This window comes from Sphingomonas sp. SORGH_AS_0789, from assembly GCF_031453055.1.
In the GTDB taxonomy this organism is placed as follows: Bacteria; Pseudomonadota; Alphaproteobacteria; order Sphingomonadales; family Sphingomonadaceae; genus Sphingomonas.
Genome location: NZ_JAVIYV010000001.1, coordinates 3,077,063 through 3,095,234 on the forward strand (window position 1 = coordinate 3,077,063; position 18,172 = coordinate 3,095,234).

At 66.7% G+C, this 18,172-nt stretch carries 16 protein-coding genes; 5 read left to right on the forward strand and 11 right to left on the reverse strand.

The annotated features are described in order from the left end of the window. Nucleotides 1–73: 73 nt before the first annotated feature. Entirely contained in the window at nt 74–955 is an 882-nt protein-coding gene (locus tag QE360_RS14090) for a PEP-CTERM sorting domain-containing protein (protein WP_309702451.1), read from the forward strand. Here the strand turns inward: QE360_RS14090 and QE360_RS14095 are convergent. The 4 genes from QE360_RS14095 to hppD all read right to left on the reverse strand — a co-directional run bounded on the left by QE360_RS14095 (nt 945) and on the right by hppD (nt 4,382). Beyond that, nucleotides 945–1,304: a Rieske (2Fe-2S) protein gene (locus tag QE360_RS14095; protein ID WP_309702453.1), complete on the reverse strand. Its 360-nt coding sequence runs from the start codon at nt 1,302–1,304 to the stop codon at nt 945–947. The genes QE360_RS14090 and QE360_RS14095 overlap by 11 nt on opposite strands. After that, nucleotides 1,301–1,933 (reverse strand): maleylacetoacetate isomerase, encoded by a 633-nt coding sequence (gene maiA, locus QE360_RS14100; protein ID WP_309702455.1) that lies wholly within the window; start codon nt 1,931–1,933, stop codon nt 1,301–1,303. The genes QE360_RS14095 and maiA overlap by 4 nt, the downstream gene beginning before the upstream one ends. Then, the gene (gene hmgA, locus QE360_RS14105) at nt 1,930–3,219 is read right to left on the reverse strand and encodes a homogentisate 1,2-dioxygenase (RefSeq protein WP_309702459.1); all 1,290 of its coding nucleotides are present in this window, start codon (nt 3,217–3,219) and stop codon (nt 1,930–1,932) included. Before hmgA ends, maiA begins: the two co-directional genes overlap by 4 nt. Nucleotides 3,220–3,320: 101 nt before the next feature. After that, nucleotides 3,321–4,382 carry a 4-hydroxyphenylpyruvate dioxygenase gene (gene hppD, locus QE360_RS14110; RefSeq protein ID WP_309702461.1) on the reverse strand — a complete coding sequence of 354 codons (1,062 nt, stop codon included), beginning with the start codon at nt 4,380–4,382 and terminating at the stop codon, nt 3,321–3,323. Nucleotides 4,383–4,445: 63 nt separating this feature from the next. Between hppD and QE360_RS14115 the strand changes: the two genes are divergently transcribed. Continuing rightward, nucleotides 4,446–4,916, forward strand: a complete 471-nt coding sequence (locus tag QE360_RS14115) for a MarR family transcriptional regulator (protein WP_309702463.1) — start codon at nt 4,446–4,448, stop codon at nt 4,914–4,916. Here QE360_RS14115 and QE360_RS14120 read toward each other — a convergent pair. From QE360_RS14120 to QE360_RS14135, 4 genes are read right to left on the reverse strand one after another with little or no spacing between them, the layout of a single operon-like run. Further along, the gene (locus QE360_RS14120) at nt 4,895–5,902 is read right to left on the reverse strand and encodes a glycosyltransferase family 4 protein (protein ID WP_309702465.1); all 1,008 of its coding nucleotides are present in this window, start codon (nt 5,900–5,902) and stop codon (nt 4,895–4,897) included. The two genes, QE360_RS14115 and QE360_RS14120, sit on opposite strands and share 22 nt — an antisense overlap. Further along, nucleotides 5,899–7,494 (reverse strand): alpha-amylase family glycosyl hydrolase, encoded by a 1,596-nt coding sequence (locus QE360_RS14125; RefSeq protein ID WP_309702468.1) that lies wholly within the window; start codon nt 7,492–7,494, stop codon nt 5,899–5,901. Before QE360_RS14125 ends, QE360_RS14120 begins: the two co-directional genes overlap by 4 nt. Continuing rightward, a complete protein-coding gene (locus QE360_RS14130; protein ID WP_309702470.1) occupies nt 7,491–8,606 on the reverse strand; it encodes a glycosidase in 1,116 nt (371 codons plus the stop codon). The genes QE360_RS14125 and QE360_RS14130 overlap by 4 nt, the downstream gene beginning before the upstream one ends. Nucleotides 8,607–8,642: 36 nt before the next feature. Further along, nucleotides 8,643–9,275: a TetR/AcrR family transcriptional regulator gene (locus QE360_RS14135; RefSeq protein WP_307099010.1), complete on the reverse strand. Its 633-nt coding sequence runs from the start codon at nt 9,273–9,275 to the stop codon at nt 8,643–8,645. 260 nt (nt 9,276–9,535) lie between these two features. On the opposite strand from QE360_RS14135, the gene mtnP reads away from it, so the two are divergent. Next, nucleotides 9,536–10,411, forward strand: coding sequence for an S-methyl-5'-thioadenosine phosphorylase (mtnP, locus tag QE360_RS14140; protein ID WP_309702472.1), 876 nt, complete (start codon nt 9,536–9,538; stop codon nt 10,409–10,411). 3 nt (nt 10,412–10,414) lie between these two features. Here the strand turns inward: mtnP and QE360_RS14145 are convergent, their stop codons facing one another. The 3 genes from QE360_RS14145 to QE360_RS14155 all read right to left on the reverse strand — a co-directional run bounded on the left by QE360_RS14145 (nt 10,415) and on the right by QE360_RS14155 (nt 14,667). Further along, nucleotides 10,415–11,707, reverse strand: coding sequence for an MFS transporter (locus QE360_RS14145; protein WP_309702474.1), 1,293 nt, complete (start codon nt 11,705–11,707; stop codon nt 10,415–10,417). Nucleotides 11,708–11,747: 40 nt separating this feature from the next. Beyond that, the gene (locus QE360_RS14150) at nt 11,748–13,232 is read right to left on the reverse strand and encodes an alginate export family protein (protein WP_309702476.1); all 1,485 of its coding nucleotides are present in this window, start codon (nt 13,230–13,232) and stop codon (nt 11,748–11,750) included. Between the two features lie 106 nt (nt 13,233–13,338). Beyond that, complete coding sequence (locus tag QE360_RS14155) at nt 13,339–14,667, reverse strand: dicarboxylate/amino acid:cation symporter (protein WP_309702478.1); 1,329 nt, start codon at nt 14,665–14,667, stop codon at nt 13,339–13,341. 208 nt (nt 14,668–14,875) lie between these two features. Here QE360_RS14155 and QE360_RS14160 point away from each other — a divergent pair, with 208 nt between their 5' ends. Further along, entirely contained in the window at nt 14,876–16,666 is a 1,791-nt protein-coding gene (locus QE360_RS14160) for an ATP-binding protein (protein ID WP_309702481.1), read from the forward strand. Then, nucleotides 16,663–17,979, forward strand: a complete 1,317-nt coding sequence (locus tag QE360_RS14165; protein WP_309702483.1) for a sigma-54 dependent transcriptional regulator — start codon at nt 16,663–16,665, stop codon at nt 17,977–17,979. The genes QE360_RS14160 and QE360_RS14165 overlap by 4 nt, the downstream gene beginning before the upstream one ends. The last annotated feature ends 193 nt before the right edge of the window (nt 17,980–18,172 follow it).

Consider the following 18,172-nt stretch of genomic DNA (forward strand, 5'->3'; position numbering starts at 1 on the left):
ATCGGCGGTTTCCGCAAGACGGCTTGCCGGGGCGGCGTCGATTCGGCCAAGGTGGCGGAGGCAATGGCGGGAGATGGCGGACGTGAAGGCATGGCGGCGATGGAGTGTGGCGCTGACGGCGTTGCTGGCGGGCACGGCCGCTCTGCCGGTTCGTGCGGAGACGATCCTGTTCGTCGGCAACAGCTTCACCTTCGGCGCCCACTCGCCGGTCATGCGCTATCGCCCCGATCTGGTCCGCGATCTCAACAATGAGGGGATTGGCGGCGTGCCCGCGCTGTTCAAGACCTTTGCCGAGGAGGCGGGGCAGAACTGGACGGTCAGTCTGGAGACTTCGCCGGGCAAGGACCTGGCGTTCCATTACGAACAGAAACGGCGCGAGATCGATGGGCGCTGGGATGTCGTGATCTTGCAGGATTACAGCACGTTCGATGCGCAGCGCCCCGGCGATCCGACCCGCCATGCCGAGGCGGCGGGGCTGATCGCGTCGATGCTCCGCCGCGCCAATCCGCGCGTCCGCATCGAACTGGTCACCACCTGGAGCCGCGCCGACCTGACCTATCGCACCCCCAGTCCGTGGCGGGGCAAGCCGATCGACGCGATGGCGGAGGATCTGGCGGCGGGCAATGCCTATGCGCTGCGTCGCAATCCGGAGATTGCGGGGGCGATCCCGGTGGGCCAAGCCTGGAACCGGGCATGGCGCGACCGGGTGGCCGATCCCAACCCCTATGACGGCATCGCCTATGGTCAGGTCGATCTGTGGACCTGGGACCAGTATCATGCCAGCGCGGCGGGCTATTATCTGGAGGCGCTGGTCGTGTTCGGAAAAGTGACCGGCTATGACGTCCGGCGGCTGGGCGAGCAGGAGCGGGCGGGGCGCGATCTGGGCCTCGACCCGCGCGTGGTCGGCCGGTTGCAGGCGATCGCCCAGGCCGAGCTGACGCAAGCTATTCCGTGACGATCTTTTCGTCGCGGACGGTGACCGGCCAGGGGGTGAGCGCCTGCCCCATGCAGGGGCCGCCCAGGCAATGCCCGTCCTCGACCGCGAACAGCGCGCCGTGCCATGAACAGGCGATGCGCTCGCCGCCGGGAGTGAGGTAGGCATCGAGTTCCTGCGCCAACGGCAGGCCCATATGCGGGCAGCGATCGACATAGCCATGCACCATGGCGCCGCGTCGAACGACGAAACCGTGGAAGCGTCCGGCACGCATCTGGATCACGAAGTTGCGCGCCGCGCCGTCCGCGATCGTCTCCAGCGGGCCGAGCGTGATTCCGGCCGGGGTGGCGGTCAGCCGTTCCTCGCTCATCCCGCGTCCTCCTGCGCTTCGGGCGCGGCTTCGGGGGTGCGGCTTCGCAGCCGGTCGGCGGCGGCGGTCAGATGCGGGTAGGGGCTGAGGTCGACCGCGAACCGCTGGGCATTATAGACTTGCGGCAAGACATGGCAGTCGGCCAGCGTCGCGGTGTCGCCATAGGCATAGCCGCGCCCATGCCGCGCGATCAGCTCCTCCAGCGCGGCAAAGCCCTCCGCGATCCAGTGGGCGATCCAGCGCCGGACCGCGTCCTCATCGGCCATCATGTCCTGGCGAAGCATCGTCAGGACGCGCAGATTGTTGATCGGATGGATGTCGCACGCGACGATCGCCGCCATGGCGCGCACCACCGCGCGGCCAGCCGGATCGGCGGGAAGTAGCGGCGGATCGGGATAGCTCTCCTCCAGCCATTCGAGAATCGCCGGGCTCTGGATCAGCGCGCCGTCCGGGCCGTCCAGCACCGGCACCAGCCCTTGCGGTTGCAGGGCGCGATATGCTTCCGCCCGCTGCGCGCCCGTTCGCAGGTCGTGCGACACGCTGTCATAGGAGAGGCCCTTCAGCGCCAGCGCCAGCCGGACGCGATAGGCCGCGCTCGACCGCCAATAGCCGTGGAGCGTCAGGTTCATGGCAGCCGGGCCTTGGGGAAGTCCTTCCACACCGCGTCATAGTCGAGCTGGGCGTGCGACAGCGCATGGGTGGTGGGGCGATAGGGCCAGCAGCTTTCCACCATGAACGCCATCGTCCCCTCGATCCGGTGCGGCTTGAGGTCGGCGGTGCTCGCCGCCTGCCAGCTGGCGAGGTCGGGGCCGTGCCCCGCCATCAGATTGTGCAGCGACAGCCCGCCGGGACGGAAACCCTCCGCTTTGGCATCATAGGCGCCGCTGATGAGGCCCATCGCCTCCGACATGACGTTGCGGTGGAACCAGGGCGGACGGAAGCTATCCTCCGCCACCATCCAGCGCGGCGGGAACAGCACGAGATCGGCATTGGCCCGGCCGGGCACGTCGCTGGGCGAGGTCAGCAGGGTGAAGATCGACGGATCGGGATGGTCGAAGCTGACCGTGTTGATCGTGTTGAAGCGCGACAGATCGTACCGCCACGGCGCCAGATTGCCGTGCCAGGCCACCACGTCGAGCGGGCTGTGGTCGAGCGTCATCGTCCAGAGCGAGCCGAGGAATTTCTGGACGACCTGGGTGGGCTCGTCACGATCCTCGAACCAGGCGACCGGCGTCTCGAAGTCGCGTGGATTGCCCAGGCCGTTGGCGCCGATCGGTCCCAGGTCGGGCAGCCGGAACAGGCTGCCATGGTTCTCGGCGACATAGCCCGACGCTTCGCCATCGGGCAACTCGATGCGGAAGCGCACGCCGCGCGGCACCAGCGCGATCTGGCCGGGCGCGATGTCGATCCGGCCCAGTTCGGTCAGGATCGTCAGGCGCCCCGATTGCGGCAGGAAGACCAGCTCGCCATCGGCGTCGACGAAGACCCGTGCCATGTCGCGGTTGCAGGCATAGACATGCACCGCCACGCCCTCCAGATCGGCGGGGTCGCGATTGGCGAGCATCGTCGTCATCCCGTCCAGCCAGTCCGTCCCGGCGGGCGGCATCGGTGCCGGGTCCCAGCGCAGCCGGTTGGGGGGCAGGGGGGCGTCGCTGGTGCCGGCCGCGAAACGCGGCGCGCCGTCATAGGGCCGATAGGGCGGATGCTCGGCGGTCGGGCGCAGGCGATAGAGCCAGGAACGGCGGTTTTCGTGACGCGGTGCGGTAAAGGCGGTGCCCGAAAGCTGCTCGGCATAGAGGCCGAAGGCGGGGCGCTGCGGCGAATTGCGACCGATGGGCAGCGCGCCGGGGACCGCCTCGGTCGCGATGTGGTTGCCGAAGCCGGGGATGTAGCGCGGGGTTGCCGTCTCGTTCATGATCCTCTCCTTTGTCCGGGCATTCTTACCCGCCACGCCGTCGGTCACGGCGAAGCCGCGCCCTGTGGCGTGGCCCCGCCGCGCCGGCCGGTCGAGCCTGGTCAGGCGTCGACCGTAATCACCCCGCGCCGGATCTGGTCGAGTTCGATGCTCTCGAACAGCGCCTGGAAATTGCCGTTGCCAAAGCCCTCATTGCCCTTGCGCTGGATGATCTCGAAGAAGATCGGGCCGATCATATTCTCGGTGAAGATCTGGAGCAGGATGCCCTCTTCCCCGACATTGCCGTCGATCAGGATGCGGTTGCGCTTCAGCCGGTCCAGATCTTCGCCATGGCCGGGCACGCGCTTGTCGACCAGTTCGTAATAGGTCTCGATCGTGTCCTGCAACCGGACGCCGCGCGCGCGGAGCTTTTCGACGGTTTCGTAGATATCGTCGGTGGTCAGCGCGAGATGCTGGATGCCTTCGCCATTATATTCGCGGATGAATTCCTCGATCTGGCTCTTCTCGTCCTGGCTCTCGTTCAGGGGGATGCGGATCGCCTTGTCGGGGGCGATCATCGCCTGGCTGAAGAGCCCGGTCGCCTTGCCCTTGATGTCGAAATATTTCTGTTCCTCGAAGCCGAACAGCTTGGAATAGAAGCCCGACCAGGTCCGCATCTCGCCGCGACGGACATTGTGGGTCAGATGGTCGAGCAGGTCGAGCCCGACATTGTTCTCGATCTCCGCCTGCTGCCAGCCCGCCATCTCGGTCCAGTCGGCGAACAGGTCGTCGCCTGCCTTGACCAGATAGAGATAGCTGCCGCCAATGCCCTCGATCGCCCGGGCGTCCGGGCTCAGGCAGCCGCGCGCCGCGTCGACCGGCACCGCGCCGCCCTTTACCGCATGGTCGAAAGCCTCCGCCGGATCGGCCACGTAAAAGCCCATGCCGCTGGCCGAGGGGCCGTGTTGGCTGCGGAACTCGGCGGCTTGGCCTTCGGCCTCGGCGTTGAGGAGCAGGGTGATGCGCCCCTGCTTGTAGCGGGTGATCGCCTTGGCGGGGTGACGATGGGTGGGGACGAAGCCCATCATGTCGAACTGGCGCGCCAGCAGGTCGGGCTCGGGGGTCGTGAATTCGCAGAAAGCGAAGCCGTCGAGGCCCAGCGGATTGTTCGGGGTGGTTGCCATGACGTCCAACTCCTGATCCAGTAACGTTGGAGACTAAATCGCAGACCGGAGAATTGGTGTCAAATGTTACGATCTCGCGAATTGCGGCTGGACGCCTTTCTGCCATATCGACTGTCGATCACCTCGAACCTGGTCAGCGACCATATCGCCAGCGCCTATCAGCAGCTGTTCGGGCTCACGATCCCGGAATGGCGGCTGATCGCGATCGTGGCGGAGGAAGGCGCGGTCGCGCAGTCGGCAGTGTGCGAACGCAGCCGGATGGATAAGGTCACCGTCTCGCGCGCGGCGATCGCGATGGTCGGGCGGGGCTTGCTGGCCCGCACCGCGCATGACGGCGACCGACGCTCGCACCTGCTCGTCCTGACCGATGCAGGGCGAGAACTCTACGCAGATGTGTCGCCCAAGGCATTGGAACTGGAGGAGCAATTATTCTCCAGCTTCAAGCCGGAGGAGCTGGAGACATTCGTCGCCATGCTCCACCGGATCGACTCGGTCGCCCTGTCGCTACGCGATCAGCCCAAGATCGAGCGGTAGAGCGCCAGATATTCGTCGGCCATCCGGTCGACCGAAAAGCGGGTCGCCGCCGCCCGGCGGCAGGCGGCCCGATCGATTTCATCGATGCGCGCCACCGCCTCGATCGCCTGTTCGACCGTATCGACCAGAAAGCCGGTCACGCCGTCTTCGATCAGCTCGGCCATCGAGCCCCGCCGGATGGCGATGACCGGCGTGCCGCAGGTCATGGCCTCGACCACCGACAAGCCGAAGGGCTCGTCGAAATTGATGAGGTGCAGGAGGGCAAAGGCCTGCCCCAGCGTCGCGGTCCGGTCCGCACCGCCGACGGGGCCGCGATAGACGATCCGGTCGCCATCGACATGGGGCTGCACCTCGCGCTCCCAATAGCCTTGATCCTGTACGATCCCGGCCATCACCAGCCGCCGGTCGGCCGCCCGCGCGGTCGCGATAGCCTCCGCCGCGCCCTTGTCGGGATGGATGCGACCGAAGAAGAGGAGGTCGTCACTACCCTTTGGATCGAATGGAAAATCCTCGATTAGGATGCCGTGGTGAATGGTGGCGGCATAGCGCAGATTGGGGTGCCGATCCGCGTCCGAGATGGCGACATAATGCACCCGGTCCTGATAGGGGGCGTACATCGGCAGAATACGCTCGGATGAAAAGCCATGGATCGTCGTGACCATCGGCGTATCGACCAGCCCCGAAAAGGCATGGGCCGGAAAATCGGCCTGATTGTGGATCAGATCGAACTCGTCCGCCCGCTCGAACACGGCGGCGAGATGGCGCATCTCCCAGACCTTGGCATCGATCGACGGGTCTTCCGAATAGGCGGCGGGCACGGGCCCGGCCAGCCTGGCTTTCGTGATGCTGTCCTGGGTGGCGAACAGCGTCACGTCGACGCCGCGCGCGACCAAGGCTTCGGTCAACAGGCTCGTCACCAATTCCCACGGACCATAGGCGCGCGGCGGAGTACGCCACGCAATCGGGGCAATCATCGCGATTTTCATGCGTCGGTATCGACTTTCAGGATCAGCCCTTCATCGGGGCGAAGCAGGGTGGGATCGGCATCGGACAGTGGGCCGGGCAGGGTGGAGAGCAGCGCCACGCCCGGCGGCAGCACAACGGGCGCCGGGGCGGACCCCAGGTTCAGGGCTACGACCAGCCGCTCGCCATCCTGTTCCCGCTCATAGGCCAGCACATCGCCGTCCGCCTCGATCAGCCGGATCGACCCCGTGGCGAGCGCGGGCGTCATGCGCCGGAGCCTTAGCAGAGCGCGGTGGAGCGCCAGTATCGAAACTGGGTCTTCCAACTCGGCGGCGACATTGCGGCGGGGCCAGTCACCGCCCAGCGGCAACCAGGGCTCGCCGGTGGTGAACCCCCCATGAGGGCTGTCGTCCCATGGCATCGGCGTGCGGACGGGATCACGACCCAGCCCCAGTCCGGGCTCGCGCAACTCGCGGGGATCGCGGACCCGCTCGGGCGGAATATGGCCGTTCTCCATGCCGAGTTCGTCGCCATAATAGAGCGTCGGCGTGCCACGCAGCGTCAGCAGCAGCATGGCGGCAACCCGCGCCTGCGCGCGCCCCCGCTTGGTGGCGCTGCGCGGGCGGTCATGATTGCCCAGCACCCAATTGGGCCAGCCGCCCGGTGGCAGGGCGGCCTCGTAACCCGCGATCATGCGGGCCAGTCCGCGCGCATTCCAGGGCGCATCGATCAGCTGGAAATTGAAGGGCAGGTGGACGCCTTCGCCCGCCAGTCCGTAATAGCGCATCAGTCGCTCGACCGGCAGATAGATCTCGCCGATCAGCACCCGGTCGTCACCTTCGCGACCAAAGGCATCGGCGATCGCGCGCATGTCGGCGGCGATGTCATGGACCTCGGGCTGGTCGGTCGAATGAAGCTGGAACACCCGGTTCATCTCGCCGGTCGCCGGGTCCCAGTCCGGGTTGAGCGGGTTGTCGGGAAACCCGGCATGCTTGACGATGTGCCACAACACGTCGATCCGGAAGCCGTCCACCCCGCGCGCGAACCAGAAGCGAAGGACGTCGAGCATCGCCGCCCGCACCGCCGGGTTGCGCCAGTTTAGGTCGGGCTGTTCCTTCAGAAAGGCATGATAATAATATTGGCCGGTCGTCGCGTCCCAGGTCCAGGCGGAGCCGCCGAAATCGCTGATCCAGTTGTTGGGCGGTCCTCCGTCCGGCGCGGCGTCCTGCCAGATATACCAGTCGCGCTTGGGATTGTCGCGCGACGCCCGGCTCTCGACGAACCAGGGATGCTGGTCGGAGCTGTGATTGGGCACGAAGTCGAGCAACAGCTTCAACCCGCGCGCATGCGCCGAGGCGAGCAGCGAGTCGAAATCCGCCAGCGTTCCGAAGCGCGGATCGATCCCGCAATAATCGGCCACATCATATCCGAAATCCGCCATAGGTGACGGAAAGATCGGCGAAAGCCAGATTGCATCGACCCCCAGCTCGACCAGATAGTCGAGCCTGTTCTCGACCCCGCGCAGATCCCCTATCCCGTCGCCATCGCTGTCCTGAAACGACCAGGGATAGATTTGATAGAGGACGGCCGACTGCCACCAGGGCCGTGCGCTCACCGGAACAGATCCTTGGGCAGCCGGGTCATCCGGCAGGCCAGATCGGCCTCACCGCTGGCCACCAGATAATGATCGCCCATATCGACGATGCCGGTCGAGAAGACGACCGGCGTCGGCAGGTACATCTGGTGCGCGATGGAGGCGGTGAGGCTGGGGTTCGCTTCCAGCAGCGGATGCTCGTCCTCGATGCGCAGAATACGGGTCGGATCGTCCCGGTCGAATAGCGCCCAGAAGCTCCGGTAGATGCCGACCGACTCCCGCCGCTCGACGCCGTGATACAGGGTCAGCCAGCCCCGCTCGGTCAGGATCGGCGGGGTGCCGCCACCGACCTTCATCGCCGAGGTCGAGGCCTTGCGCGCGCGGATGCCGGGTGCCTCGAGCGGTTTCCAGTGAAGCCCGTCGGGCGATGTCGCGAAATTGATCGACGGACCGCCGACAAAGGGGCTGTCCTCGGGATAGGCGAAATAGACTTCGCCCAGCGGCCGGGTCAGCGCCATGAAGCGCCCGTCGATCAGCCCCTCGAAGAACAGCATATCCTTGTTCTGATGGTCGAGGATGATCCCCGCCAGGCGATAGTCGAGCCCGTTGTCCGAAATGTGGAGCGTCGTCGAATGCCGCTCCGCCGAGACCGAACAGGTGGTCATGTACCAGCGATCGCCGACCCGGCTGATCCGCGCATCCTCGACCCCATAATCCTGCCATGAGGCGGCGGGCTCGATCGCCTTGTCGTAATGCACCGCCAGGACGGTCGCGCCGTCGGGGGAAAGCTCGACCGGCAACAGCCAGGACAGCGAGGTCAGCGCCAATATCCGATGGGCCGAGCCGCGGATCGCGAACTGGCGCGGATCGGTCATGTCGACCCGGTCGACGGGGTAGCGGTCGAGCGCATAGCCCGCCCCGGTCCAGCGGATCGCACGGACATGATCGCCATCGACCGGGTTCGACAGCGCCTCCGCGACTCGGACCATCAGCAACAGATTGCCATTGGCCAGCCGGGTCATGCCCGGATTGAAGGCGCCCAGGACATAGGTCGGCTCGGCGATGCCCCGGCGCAGCGGCGACCGGGACAGGTCGACATCGTCGGGGCGAAAGATCAGCAGGTCGTCGGACATGTGCCGCCAACGCCTGCTGTCATCGCCCGTTCCCGCTCATCCGGCGCTGGCGACCTTCAGGAAGACCGACCAGCGATGCTCGAAGAAGTCGCTGGGGTCCAACCCCGAAAAGGGATCGGGCAATTCGAACTGCATCCGGCGACTGGGGCCGTCGATCATGTCGGCGAGCAGGTTGAACAGCGCGATCGGCGTCTCGTCCGCGCGCAGCAGCCCGACCTTTTGCGACGCCTGGATACAGGCGATGATCGGATCGGACAGGACGCGGTCCCAGGTCGCGAAGCGCCGACGCAGTTCGTCGGAAAACACCGCTTCGGAGGTCAGGAAGGCGAGGAAACGGACCGTGTCGGGTTCGACGCAGAAGAAGAAGAAGCGGCGCGCGGAATTCTTCAGCCGTTCCAGCGGATCGCTCCCCTTGCTGTCTTCGACCATGGCCTGGTTGAGGCGATCCAGATCGCGCGACACCACCGCGTCGAGCAGAGCCATCTTGCCCGCATAACGCCGATAGATGGTGTGTTTGCTGACGCCGACGGAAAGGGCGATTTCCTCCATCGAGGTGCCCTCGATCCCGCGACGGCAAAACGCCTCGCGCGCCCCCGACATGATGATATCGTCGATCTGCTGTGCCTGCTCCCGGGTCGGGCGACCAGCAGTCCTTTTCGTAATGGCCATGATCCCCCTTCTGCGGCCTTATCCCTGCGCCGTCAAATTCAACTGCACCGCGTCGTGTCGTTTATGCAAAATGCGAGGTCCAGGGGAATTGCATGACTTGAACGTCATGAGGTTCGCGGAGTTTCACGGCCGGTCCAATTTTCCCCTTTCGGATCGTCGCGGCTGGCGGCTTTGGCATGCGGACAGGGGGATCGCCGGCCCACCCCTTTGCTTTGCGGGCCGGAGCGCCTAACCGGCCTGTCATGGAACAGGAGCAGGGCATGACGGGCTGGACGATCGGGATCATCGGGGGATCGGGTCTGTATGCGATCGATGCGCTGGAGGATGTCGAGCCGCTGGTGCTCGACACGCCCTGGGGCGCGCCGTCGGACACGCTGGTGCGCGGGCGGATCGGTGCGGTGCGGTTCGTCTTCCTGCCCCGCCATGGCCGGGGACATCGCCTGTCGCCGACCGAGGTCAATGCGCGCGCCAATATCCATGCGCTGAAGCTGGCGGGCTGCACCGACGTCCTCGCCATCTCGGCCATCGGGTCGCTGCGCGAGGAGCTGGCGCCGGGCCGTTTCGTCGCGGTCGACCAGTTCATCGACCGGACGGTGCACCGCGACACCAGCTTCTTCGGGGCAGGCCTTGTCGCGCATTTCTCGATGGCGGACCCCGTCTGTCCGCGCCTGTCGGCGCTGGCGGCGCAGGCCGGGGAGCGCGCCGGGGCGTCGGTGACGCATGGCGGCACCTATCTGGCGATGGAGGGCCCCCAATTCTCGACCCGTGCCGAAAGCCTGCTCTATCGCCAATGGGGCGCCGACGTCATCGGCATGACCGCCATGCCCGAGGCCAAGCTCGCGCGCGAGGCGGAGCTGCCTTATGCGTTGATCGGCATGGTCACCGATTATGACTGCTGGCGCGAGGACGAGGCGCATGTCGAGGTCGACGCGGTGCTGGCGCAACTGGCCCGGAATGCGGCGACCGCGCGGGGGCTGGTGACGGAGCTGGCGGCCTTGCTGCCGGCGGAGCGGACCGCGTCGCCGATTGATACGGTGCTAGACCAGGCGTTGATCACCCATGGTTCGCATATCGACCGGGCCAAGGCCGACAGCCTCGGCCCGATCGTGTCGCGCGTCCTGGCCGCGCGGGGTTGAGGATCAGTCCTCGACGATCTGGCTGTGGTTGCGGGTGTCGCGCATCCGCAGATAGACGATCAGCGAGACGCCGATCATCGCGGTGACATACCAGTAGAAGCCCTGTTCGAACCCGGCCTTCTTGAACAGCAGGGCGACAGACTCCGCCGTGCCGCCGAAGATGGTATTGGCCAGCGCATAGGGCAAAGCGACGCCCAGCGCGCGGATATGCGCCGGGAACAGCTCGGCCTTCACCACCGCGTTGATCGAGGTATAGCCGGTCACGATGATCAGCGCGATCATCACCAGCGCGCCCGCCACCATCGGATCGCGCGTCGTCGCCAGCGTCGAGAAGATGGGATAGGTGAACAGCACACCCGCGATACCGAACGCGACCATCAGCGGCTTGCGCCCGATCCGGTCCGACAGCCCGCCCGCCACCGGCTGAAGCAGCATGAAGACGAACAGCGTGACGGCGTTGATCTGGCTGGCGACCTCGCGGCTGAACCCGCTGGTGTTGACCAGGAACTTCTGCATGTAGATCGAATAGGCATAGAAGGCGAGGGTGCCGCCCGCCGTCAGCAGCATCACGGTCAGCGTCTCGCGCGGGTGCTTGGTGAACAGCTGGATCAGGCCCGATTGCGGCGCGCCGTCCTTCTTGGCGTTCTCGAAGCTCTTCGTCTCGGCCAGCCCGCGCCGGATATAGAAGACGACGACCGCCAGCACCGCGCCCAGCGCGAACGGCACGCGCCAGCCCCATTCGTCCAGCGCCGCCTCCGAAAGCGTCGCCTGGAGGATCAGCAGGACGCAGATGGCGAGCAGCTGGCCCGAGATCAGCGTGACATATTGGAAGGACGAGAAGAATCCGCGCCGGTCCTTGCCCGCCATCTCGGTCAGATAGGTCGCACTGGCGCCATATTCGCCGCCGACCGACAGGCCCTGCATCAGCCGCGCCAGCACGAGGAGCGCCGGGGCGGCGATCCCGATCGTCGCATAGCCGGGCGTCACCGCGATGATGAGCGATCCCAGGCACATCAGCGTGACCGAGAGGCTGAGCCCGGCCTTGCGCCCCTTGCGATCGGCATAGATGCCCATCACCCATGCGCCGATCGGCCGCATGATGAAACCGACCGCGAAGACCGCCGCCGCGCTCAGCAGTTGCGCGGTGCGGTCTTCGGACGGAAAGAAGTGCGGCGCGAAATACAGGGTGAAGGCGGAGTAGACATACCAGTCGAACCATTCGACGAGATTGCCGGTCGAGCCGCCGATAATGGCCTTCAGCCGCTCGCGCCCGGGGTCGGCGATACTGGTGGTCATGTCATACTCCCTTTGGTTGCATCTTGCCCGCGAACGATCCTCAGAAGCGGAAGCTTAGCCAGCCGGCCCAGAAATCCGAACTCTTGAGGTTGGCGCGTTGCATCACCGTGTCCGCCTTGAAATGTTCGTACCGCCCGGTGAACGAAAAGCGCGGCGTGATGGTCCAGACCGCCTGCAGGCGGGCGACCTCGCCGATCTTCTTGCCCCGGACATTCTGGGTTCCCGCCCAGGGGGCACCGCTGGCGCGATAGACCGCGTCGAACTCGTCGGGACGCCAGGCAAAGCCATATTCGGTCGCCAGCCGCACGCCCTTGATCGGCGTGAAGGTGAAGTTCGGCGCCGCGTAGAGCAGGTTGGTCGGCGTCAGGAACAGGCCATAGCTGTAATAGATATTGTTGCCGAACAGGCCGTTGGTCGTGTTCAGCTCGCCGGTCCGCTGATAGGAACCGCCGCCCGAGCCATAGTCGAAATGGACGCCGACACGCGGGGCATCGGGCTTCTTGCCCAGGCGATAGGTCTGCGCGATGAACGCCTGCCAAGCCGAGATCGGGCGGTTGGCGAAGGTGCCGCGCTGGTTGTTGACCGTCCAGTCGATATTGACCGGCCCGGCATCGCCATAGGCATGCAGGCCCAGGAAATAGCGTTCCTCCAGCCCGGTGGTCGCCCCCCAGACGGCACGACGGTTGCGCAGCCGCCAGATGAAGGGATCGAGATAGAGCTTCGATCCGCCGAACAGCTTGGGCGACAGGCGGAAGCCGAAGGTCGCGCCGGTGAAGCGCACGTCCGGGTTGGTCTTGTCGTCGCTGATGCCCTGGAAGCCGTAGGTGACATAGTTCAGGTCGAACACATCGACCCGTGCATCCTTGCCGCGGGCATAGGCGCGAACGCCGTCCAGCACGAAATACAGCGTGTTGTTGTCGCGACCTACGGTCAGAAGCTGCGGCCCGTCGTAAAATTCCTGACGGCCCGCGCGCACGCCGACATCCAGGCCCAGCGCCTTGCCCTTCACCTCGGCGAACAGCTGCTGCACCGCCAGCTTGTTGCGCAGGTTGCCGCCCGGCGTGCCCAGGTTGATCCCCTGAAGCTCGGCGCGGCCCAATTCGCCGAAGACGCGGAAATGGTCGCCCAGATGGACGTCCGCGCCACCGATGATGCGCGCAATATCCTGCCGCTGCTGCTCGACCTCGCGCAGATTGGGATTGGTCGTGATGTTGACGCGCGTGCGCAGCTCGCCGGAGAAGGTGACATAGGACTTGCCGTCCTCGGTCAGCTTCACGCATTTGAGCGCGTCGATGACATCGTCCCGCTTGGCGGGGTCGCACATCTTGCGCCAGTCCTCGGCCCAGCGCGACTGGTTGTAACCGCCCGCGGTGTTGCCGTCACCCGACGCACTGGCTGGATAGGCGGTGCTGGCGGGACTGGCGGGTTCGGATGCCGCCTTGGGGGTGACGGTCTGCGCCGTCACCGGGGACGCGGCGAGCCCCGCGGTCATTATGGCCGTACCGGCAAGCCAACGAAACTTCATGAAATACCCCCCTCAATCAAACCACTTTGCCAAGACGATGGCGGCCTTATCGCACCCAGGTAAACAAATGACCCGGCCGATGGGAGCGGCCGGGCCTGTACCGGGATCAGGCGATGACGGGCCGGGCGGCGGGATCGGGGAGGATAGGGGTGCCGTTCAGCGCGGCGTCGAGCGCGTCCTTGTCGAGGGCATTCTCCCAGCGGGCGACGACGACCGTGGCGACGGCGTTGCCGATGAAGTTGGTCAGGCTGCGGCATTCCGACATGAAACGGTCGACGCCCAAAATCAGCGCCATGCCCGCGACCGGCACGTCCGGCACGATCGACAGGGTGGCGGCCAGGGTGATGAAGCCCGCGCCGGTGACGCCCGCCGCACCCTTGGACGAGAGCATCGCGACGAGGAGCAGGGCCAGCTGCTGACCGAGCGACAGGTCCACGCCGCAGGCCTGGGCGATGAACAGCGCCGCCAGCGTCATGTAGATGTTGGTGCCGTCGAGGTTGAACGAATAGCCGGTGGGGACGACGAGGCCGACGACCGACTTTTCGCAACCGGCCTTCTCCATCTTCTGGAGCAGGCTCGGCAGCGCGGCTTCCGAAGACGAGGTGCCCAGAACCAGCAGCAGCTCCGCCTTCAGATAGCGGATCAGCTTCAGGACCGAGAAGCCGTTGGCGCGGGCGATGGTGCCCAGCACGACGACGACGAACAGGATCGAGGTGAGGTAGAAGGTCGCGACCAGTGCGCCGAGGTTGACGAGGCTGCCGACGCCATACTTGCCGATGGTGAAGGCGATGGCGCCGAAGGCCCCGATCGGCGCGGCACGCATCAGGATGCCGACCAGGCGGAAGATGACGACGCTGAGCCGCTCCAGGCTGGTCAGCAGCGGGCGGGCGGGCTCGCCGACCAGCGCCATGGCCACGCCGAACAGGATGGCGACCATCAGCACCTGCAGGATATTGCCCTGGGTGAAGGCGCTGACCAGCGTGTCGGGAATGATGCCCAGCAGGAAGCCGGTGACGGTCGTGTCATGCGCCTTGGCCGTATATTCGGCGATCGATCCGGCGTTCAGCGTGGCGGGATCGATGTTCATGCCCGCGCCCGGCTGGACGACATTGGCGACGACCAGGCCGACGACGAGCGCGAAGGTCGACACGGTGATGAAGTAGAAAAAGGCCTTGCCCGCGACGCGGCCGACCGAGCCCAGCTCGCGCATGCCCGCGATGCCGGTGACGACGGTCAGGAAGATGACGGGGGCGATGATCATCTTCACCAGCTTGATGAAGGCATCGCCGATCGGCTTCAGCGACTCGCCGAAGGAGGGCCAGAAATGGCCGATGACCGCGCCGAGCGCGATCGCGAAAAGAACCTGGACATAGAGATGGGACCAGATACGCGCCCGGCGGGGCGCCTCTGCCACGGCATAATCCTGAGCGATCATGACTTTAGGACATCCTCTGCAAAAAAGGGCCGGACGCGGTAGGCCGCGCTTCCGAATTGCCGTGAGTGTGCGGGATGCACGTACGCATTACAAATTTTCCGGATGCGTACCTAAGTCGTTGTAAAAACTCGATATAGGCAGGGGTGACCAGCAGCGTAGCGCGAAAATCCGCATGGCGCTCGGCGGTGGGTTGCGATATTCCGCACATATGCCGCCGACATGGTCCGTCATCCGTCTGTACATGCAGCGCTATGCGCTGCCGCTGATCGGCGTGCTGGTCCTGACCATCGCGGCGGCGGCGATCCTGCGGGTCTATGCGCATCGCCAGGCGGTGGCGGAGCTGCGTGCCGAGGCCGTCCGCGTGGCCCGGCAGGAAGAGCGGTTGCTCAACAGCGAGTTGCAGCGCTTTCGCCTGCTTCCGATCGTGCTGGTCGAATATCCCGATGTCGGCGCGGCGTTGCGCAACGGATCGGTCCGCGCGGCCGAGCGGCTGAACGAAAAGCTGCGCGGGCTGGCGGAGCGGACCGGCGCGCCCGTCATCTATGCGATCGATCGGCGGGGGCGGACCATCTCCGCCTCCAATGCGGGCCAGTCGGACAGTTTCGTCGGGCGCGATTACAGCTTCCGCCCCTATTTCCGGCAGGCGATGCGCACCGGCACCTCCGAATATTTCGCGCTGGGCAATACCAGCCTGCGCCCCGGCCTGTTCCTCGCGCGGCGGATCGGCCCCGCCTCGGCCCCGGACGGCGTCGTGGTGGTGAAGGTCGAATTCGCCCGGATGGTGCAGGCCTGGGCCAGCGACGCGGGCCAGACGCTGCTGCTCGACGAGCATGGCGTGGTGGTGGTCACGACCGATCCGCGCGCGGTCTTCACGCTGACCCGCCCGTTGACCGCCGCGGCGCGGGCGGCGATCCAGCAGAGCCAGCAATTCGGCGACATCCTGCTGCGTCCCGGCCCCTTTCGTATCACCGGGGGGGACGCGACCGACCGCGACGGTGCGCGCTATGTCGCCGGGACCACGGCGGCGCCGCTGCCACGCTGGCGGCTCGTCCATGTCCTGCCGTCGCGTCCCGCGCTCAAGGAGGCGGATGGCTGGGTCCGTTCGGCGACCGCGCTGATCGCGGTCGGGCTGATCGGTCTGACGCTGCTGGCGATCTGGCGCCGGACCCGCGCCGAACGCGCGGCGCTGGCGCGCGAGGCGCTGGAGCAGGAGGTCGCCCGCCGCACCGCCGAGCTTCGCGCGACCAACGACCAGCTGACCGTCGAGATCTCCGAGCGCATCCGGGCGGACCAGCGGTTCCGCGCCGCGCGCGAGGAACTGGCCCAGGCCAATCGGCTGGGCTCGCTGGGCTCGATCACCGCGGGCGTCGCGCATGAGATCAACCAGCCGGTGGCGGCGATCCGCACGCTTGCCGACAATGCCCGCACCTTCCTGACCCGCGACAGGCCCGATCGGGCGGCAACCAACCTGGCGACCATCGTCGAGCTGACCGAGCGGATCGGGTCGATCGTTCAGGAGATGCGCCGTTTCGTCCGGCGGGGCACGCATGGCATCGGTGCGGTATCGCTGAACGAAGTGCTCGACGGCACCATGTTGTTGATCGGCGACCGTTTCCGCACCGCCGGGGTCGCATTGGAGCGTCCCGGCGGCGGCGCCTTGCCACGGGTGGTGGCGGGGCGGGTCCGGCTGGAGCAGGTGCTGGTCAATCTGCTCCAGAACGCGCTCGACGCCGTGGCGGACCGCCCGGCCCCGCGCGTGCGGCTGACCGTCACCGAACAGCCGGACGGGGTCGACCTGACCGTCGAGGATAACGGGCCGGGCCTGGACCCCGCCATCGCCACCGAGATTTTCACCCCCTTCGTCACTGGCAAGCCCGACGGGCTCGGTCTGGGACTGGGGATCGCAAGGGATATCATGACGGAGTTTGGCGGCATGCTGGAGGTCATCCCCTCGACACTGGGCGGTGCGGGGTTCCGCATCCGGATGCGCCGGGCATGAGCGATACGCTGCGCGTTCTGCTGGTCGATGACGACACGGTGCTGCGCCAGGCGCTGGCCCAGTCGTTCGAGCTGGCGGGGATCGATGTCGAGCCGCATGGCGACCCGCTGGCGGCGCTGGCCCGGATCGATGCCGATTTTCCGGGCATGGTCGTCTCCGACATCCGGATGCCGGGGATCGACGGGATCGAACTGGCCCGGCGGGTCGCGGCGATCGACAGCGAGATCCCCGTGATCCTGATGACCGGGCATGGCGACGTGCCGATGGCGGTCGCCGCGCTGAAACAGGGGGTGTTCGATTTCGTCGCCAAGCCCTTTGCCGCCGATCACCTGATCGCCAGCGCCGAACGCGCGCTGGAGATGCGGCGGCTGGTGCTGGACAACCGGCGGCTGCGGCTGGCGGCGGAGGAGGCGCAGGGGGCCTATCCGCTGATCGGCGAAACCCCGGTGATGATGCGGCTGCGCGATACCGTGCGGCAGGTGGCACAGGCCGATGTCGACGTGCTGATCGAGGGGGAGACGGGGACCGGCAAGGAACTGGTCGCGCTCTTGCTCCACCGCTGGAGCGGGCGGCGGACGCGTCCCTTCGTCGCGGTCGACTGCGCGGCCTTGCCCGAGGCGATCGCCGAGGACGAGCTGTTCGGCCAGGCGCATGGTCGGACGCCGGGGCGGATCGCGGCGGCGCATCGCGGCACGCTGTTCCTCGACGAGGTGGACAGCATGGCACCCGCCTTGCAGGGCCGGATGCTGCGCGTGGTCGAGGAGCGCGAAGTGCGCGCCATCGGTGCCGAGGACCCGCAGATCCTCGACCTGCGGATCGTGGCCGCCGCCAAGTCCGACCTGGCGCGGGCGGTGGACGAGGGGCGGTTCCGCGCCGACCTTCTCTATCGGCTCGACGCGGTGCGGTTGCGGGTGCCGCCGCTGCGGGAACGGCGGGCCGATGTGCCGCTGCTCTTCGCCCATTTCCTGCGCGAGGCGGCCGAGCGCTTCGGCCGCCCGGTGCCGATGATCGACGGCGCGATCCAGGCCCGGCTGTTGTCGCACGACTGGCCGGGCAATGTTCGCGAGGTGCGCAACTACGCCAATCGCGTCGCGCTGGGCCTGTCGGGCGAGGGGCAGGCGGAGGGCGATCCGCTGCCGCTGCCCGAACGGGTCGAGCGGTTCGAGGGGGCGACGATCCGCGCGGCGCTGGAGGAAGCGGCGGGCGATGTCCGCGCCGCGCTCGCCATCCTGGGCATTCCGCGTAAGACCTTCTACGACAAGGTCGCGCGCCACGGCATCGACCTGAACGCCTATCGGCCCCAGCGAAGCTAGGCTGGACCGGCATTCAGTATCGCCTCTCCCCTGGACAGGGGAGAGGGTTGGCGAAGCTTGCCAGCCTGCTGGCTAGCGCAGCTTGGGTGAGGGGTTGAGCCAGCCCAAAGGCTCGCGCGCTCGGCAAGCGAGCGCCCACCCCTCACCCAGCTCCGACTAGGCCTTTGCTTTGGCAAAGACCAAGTCTGCGCAA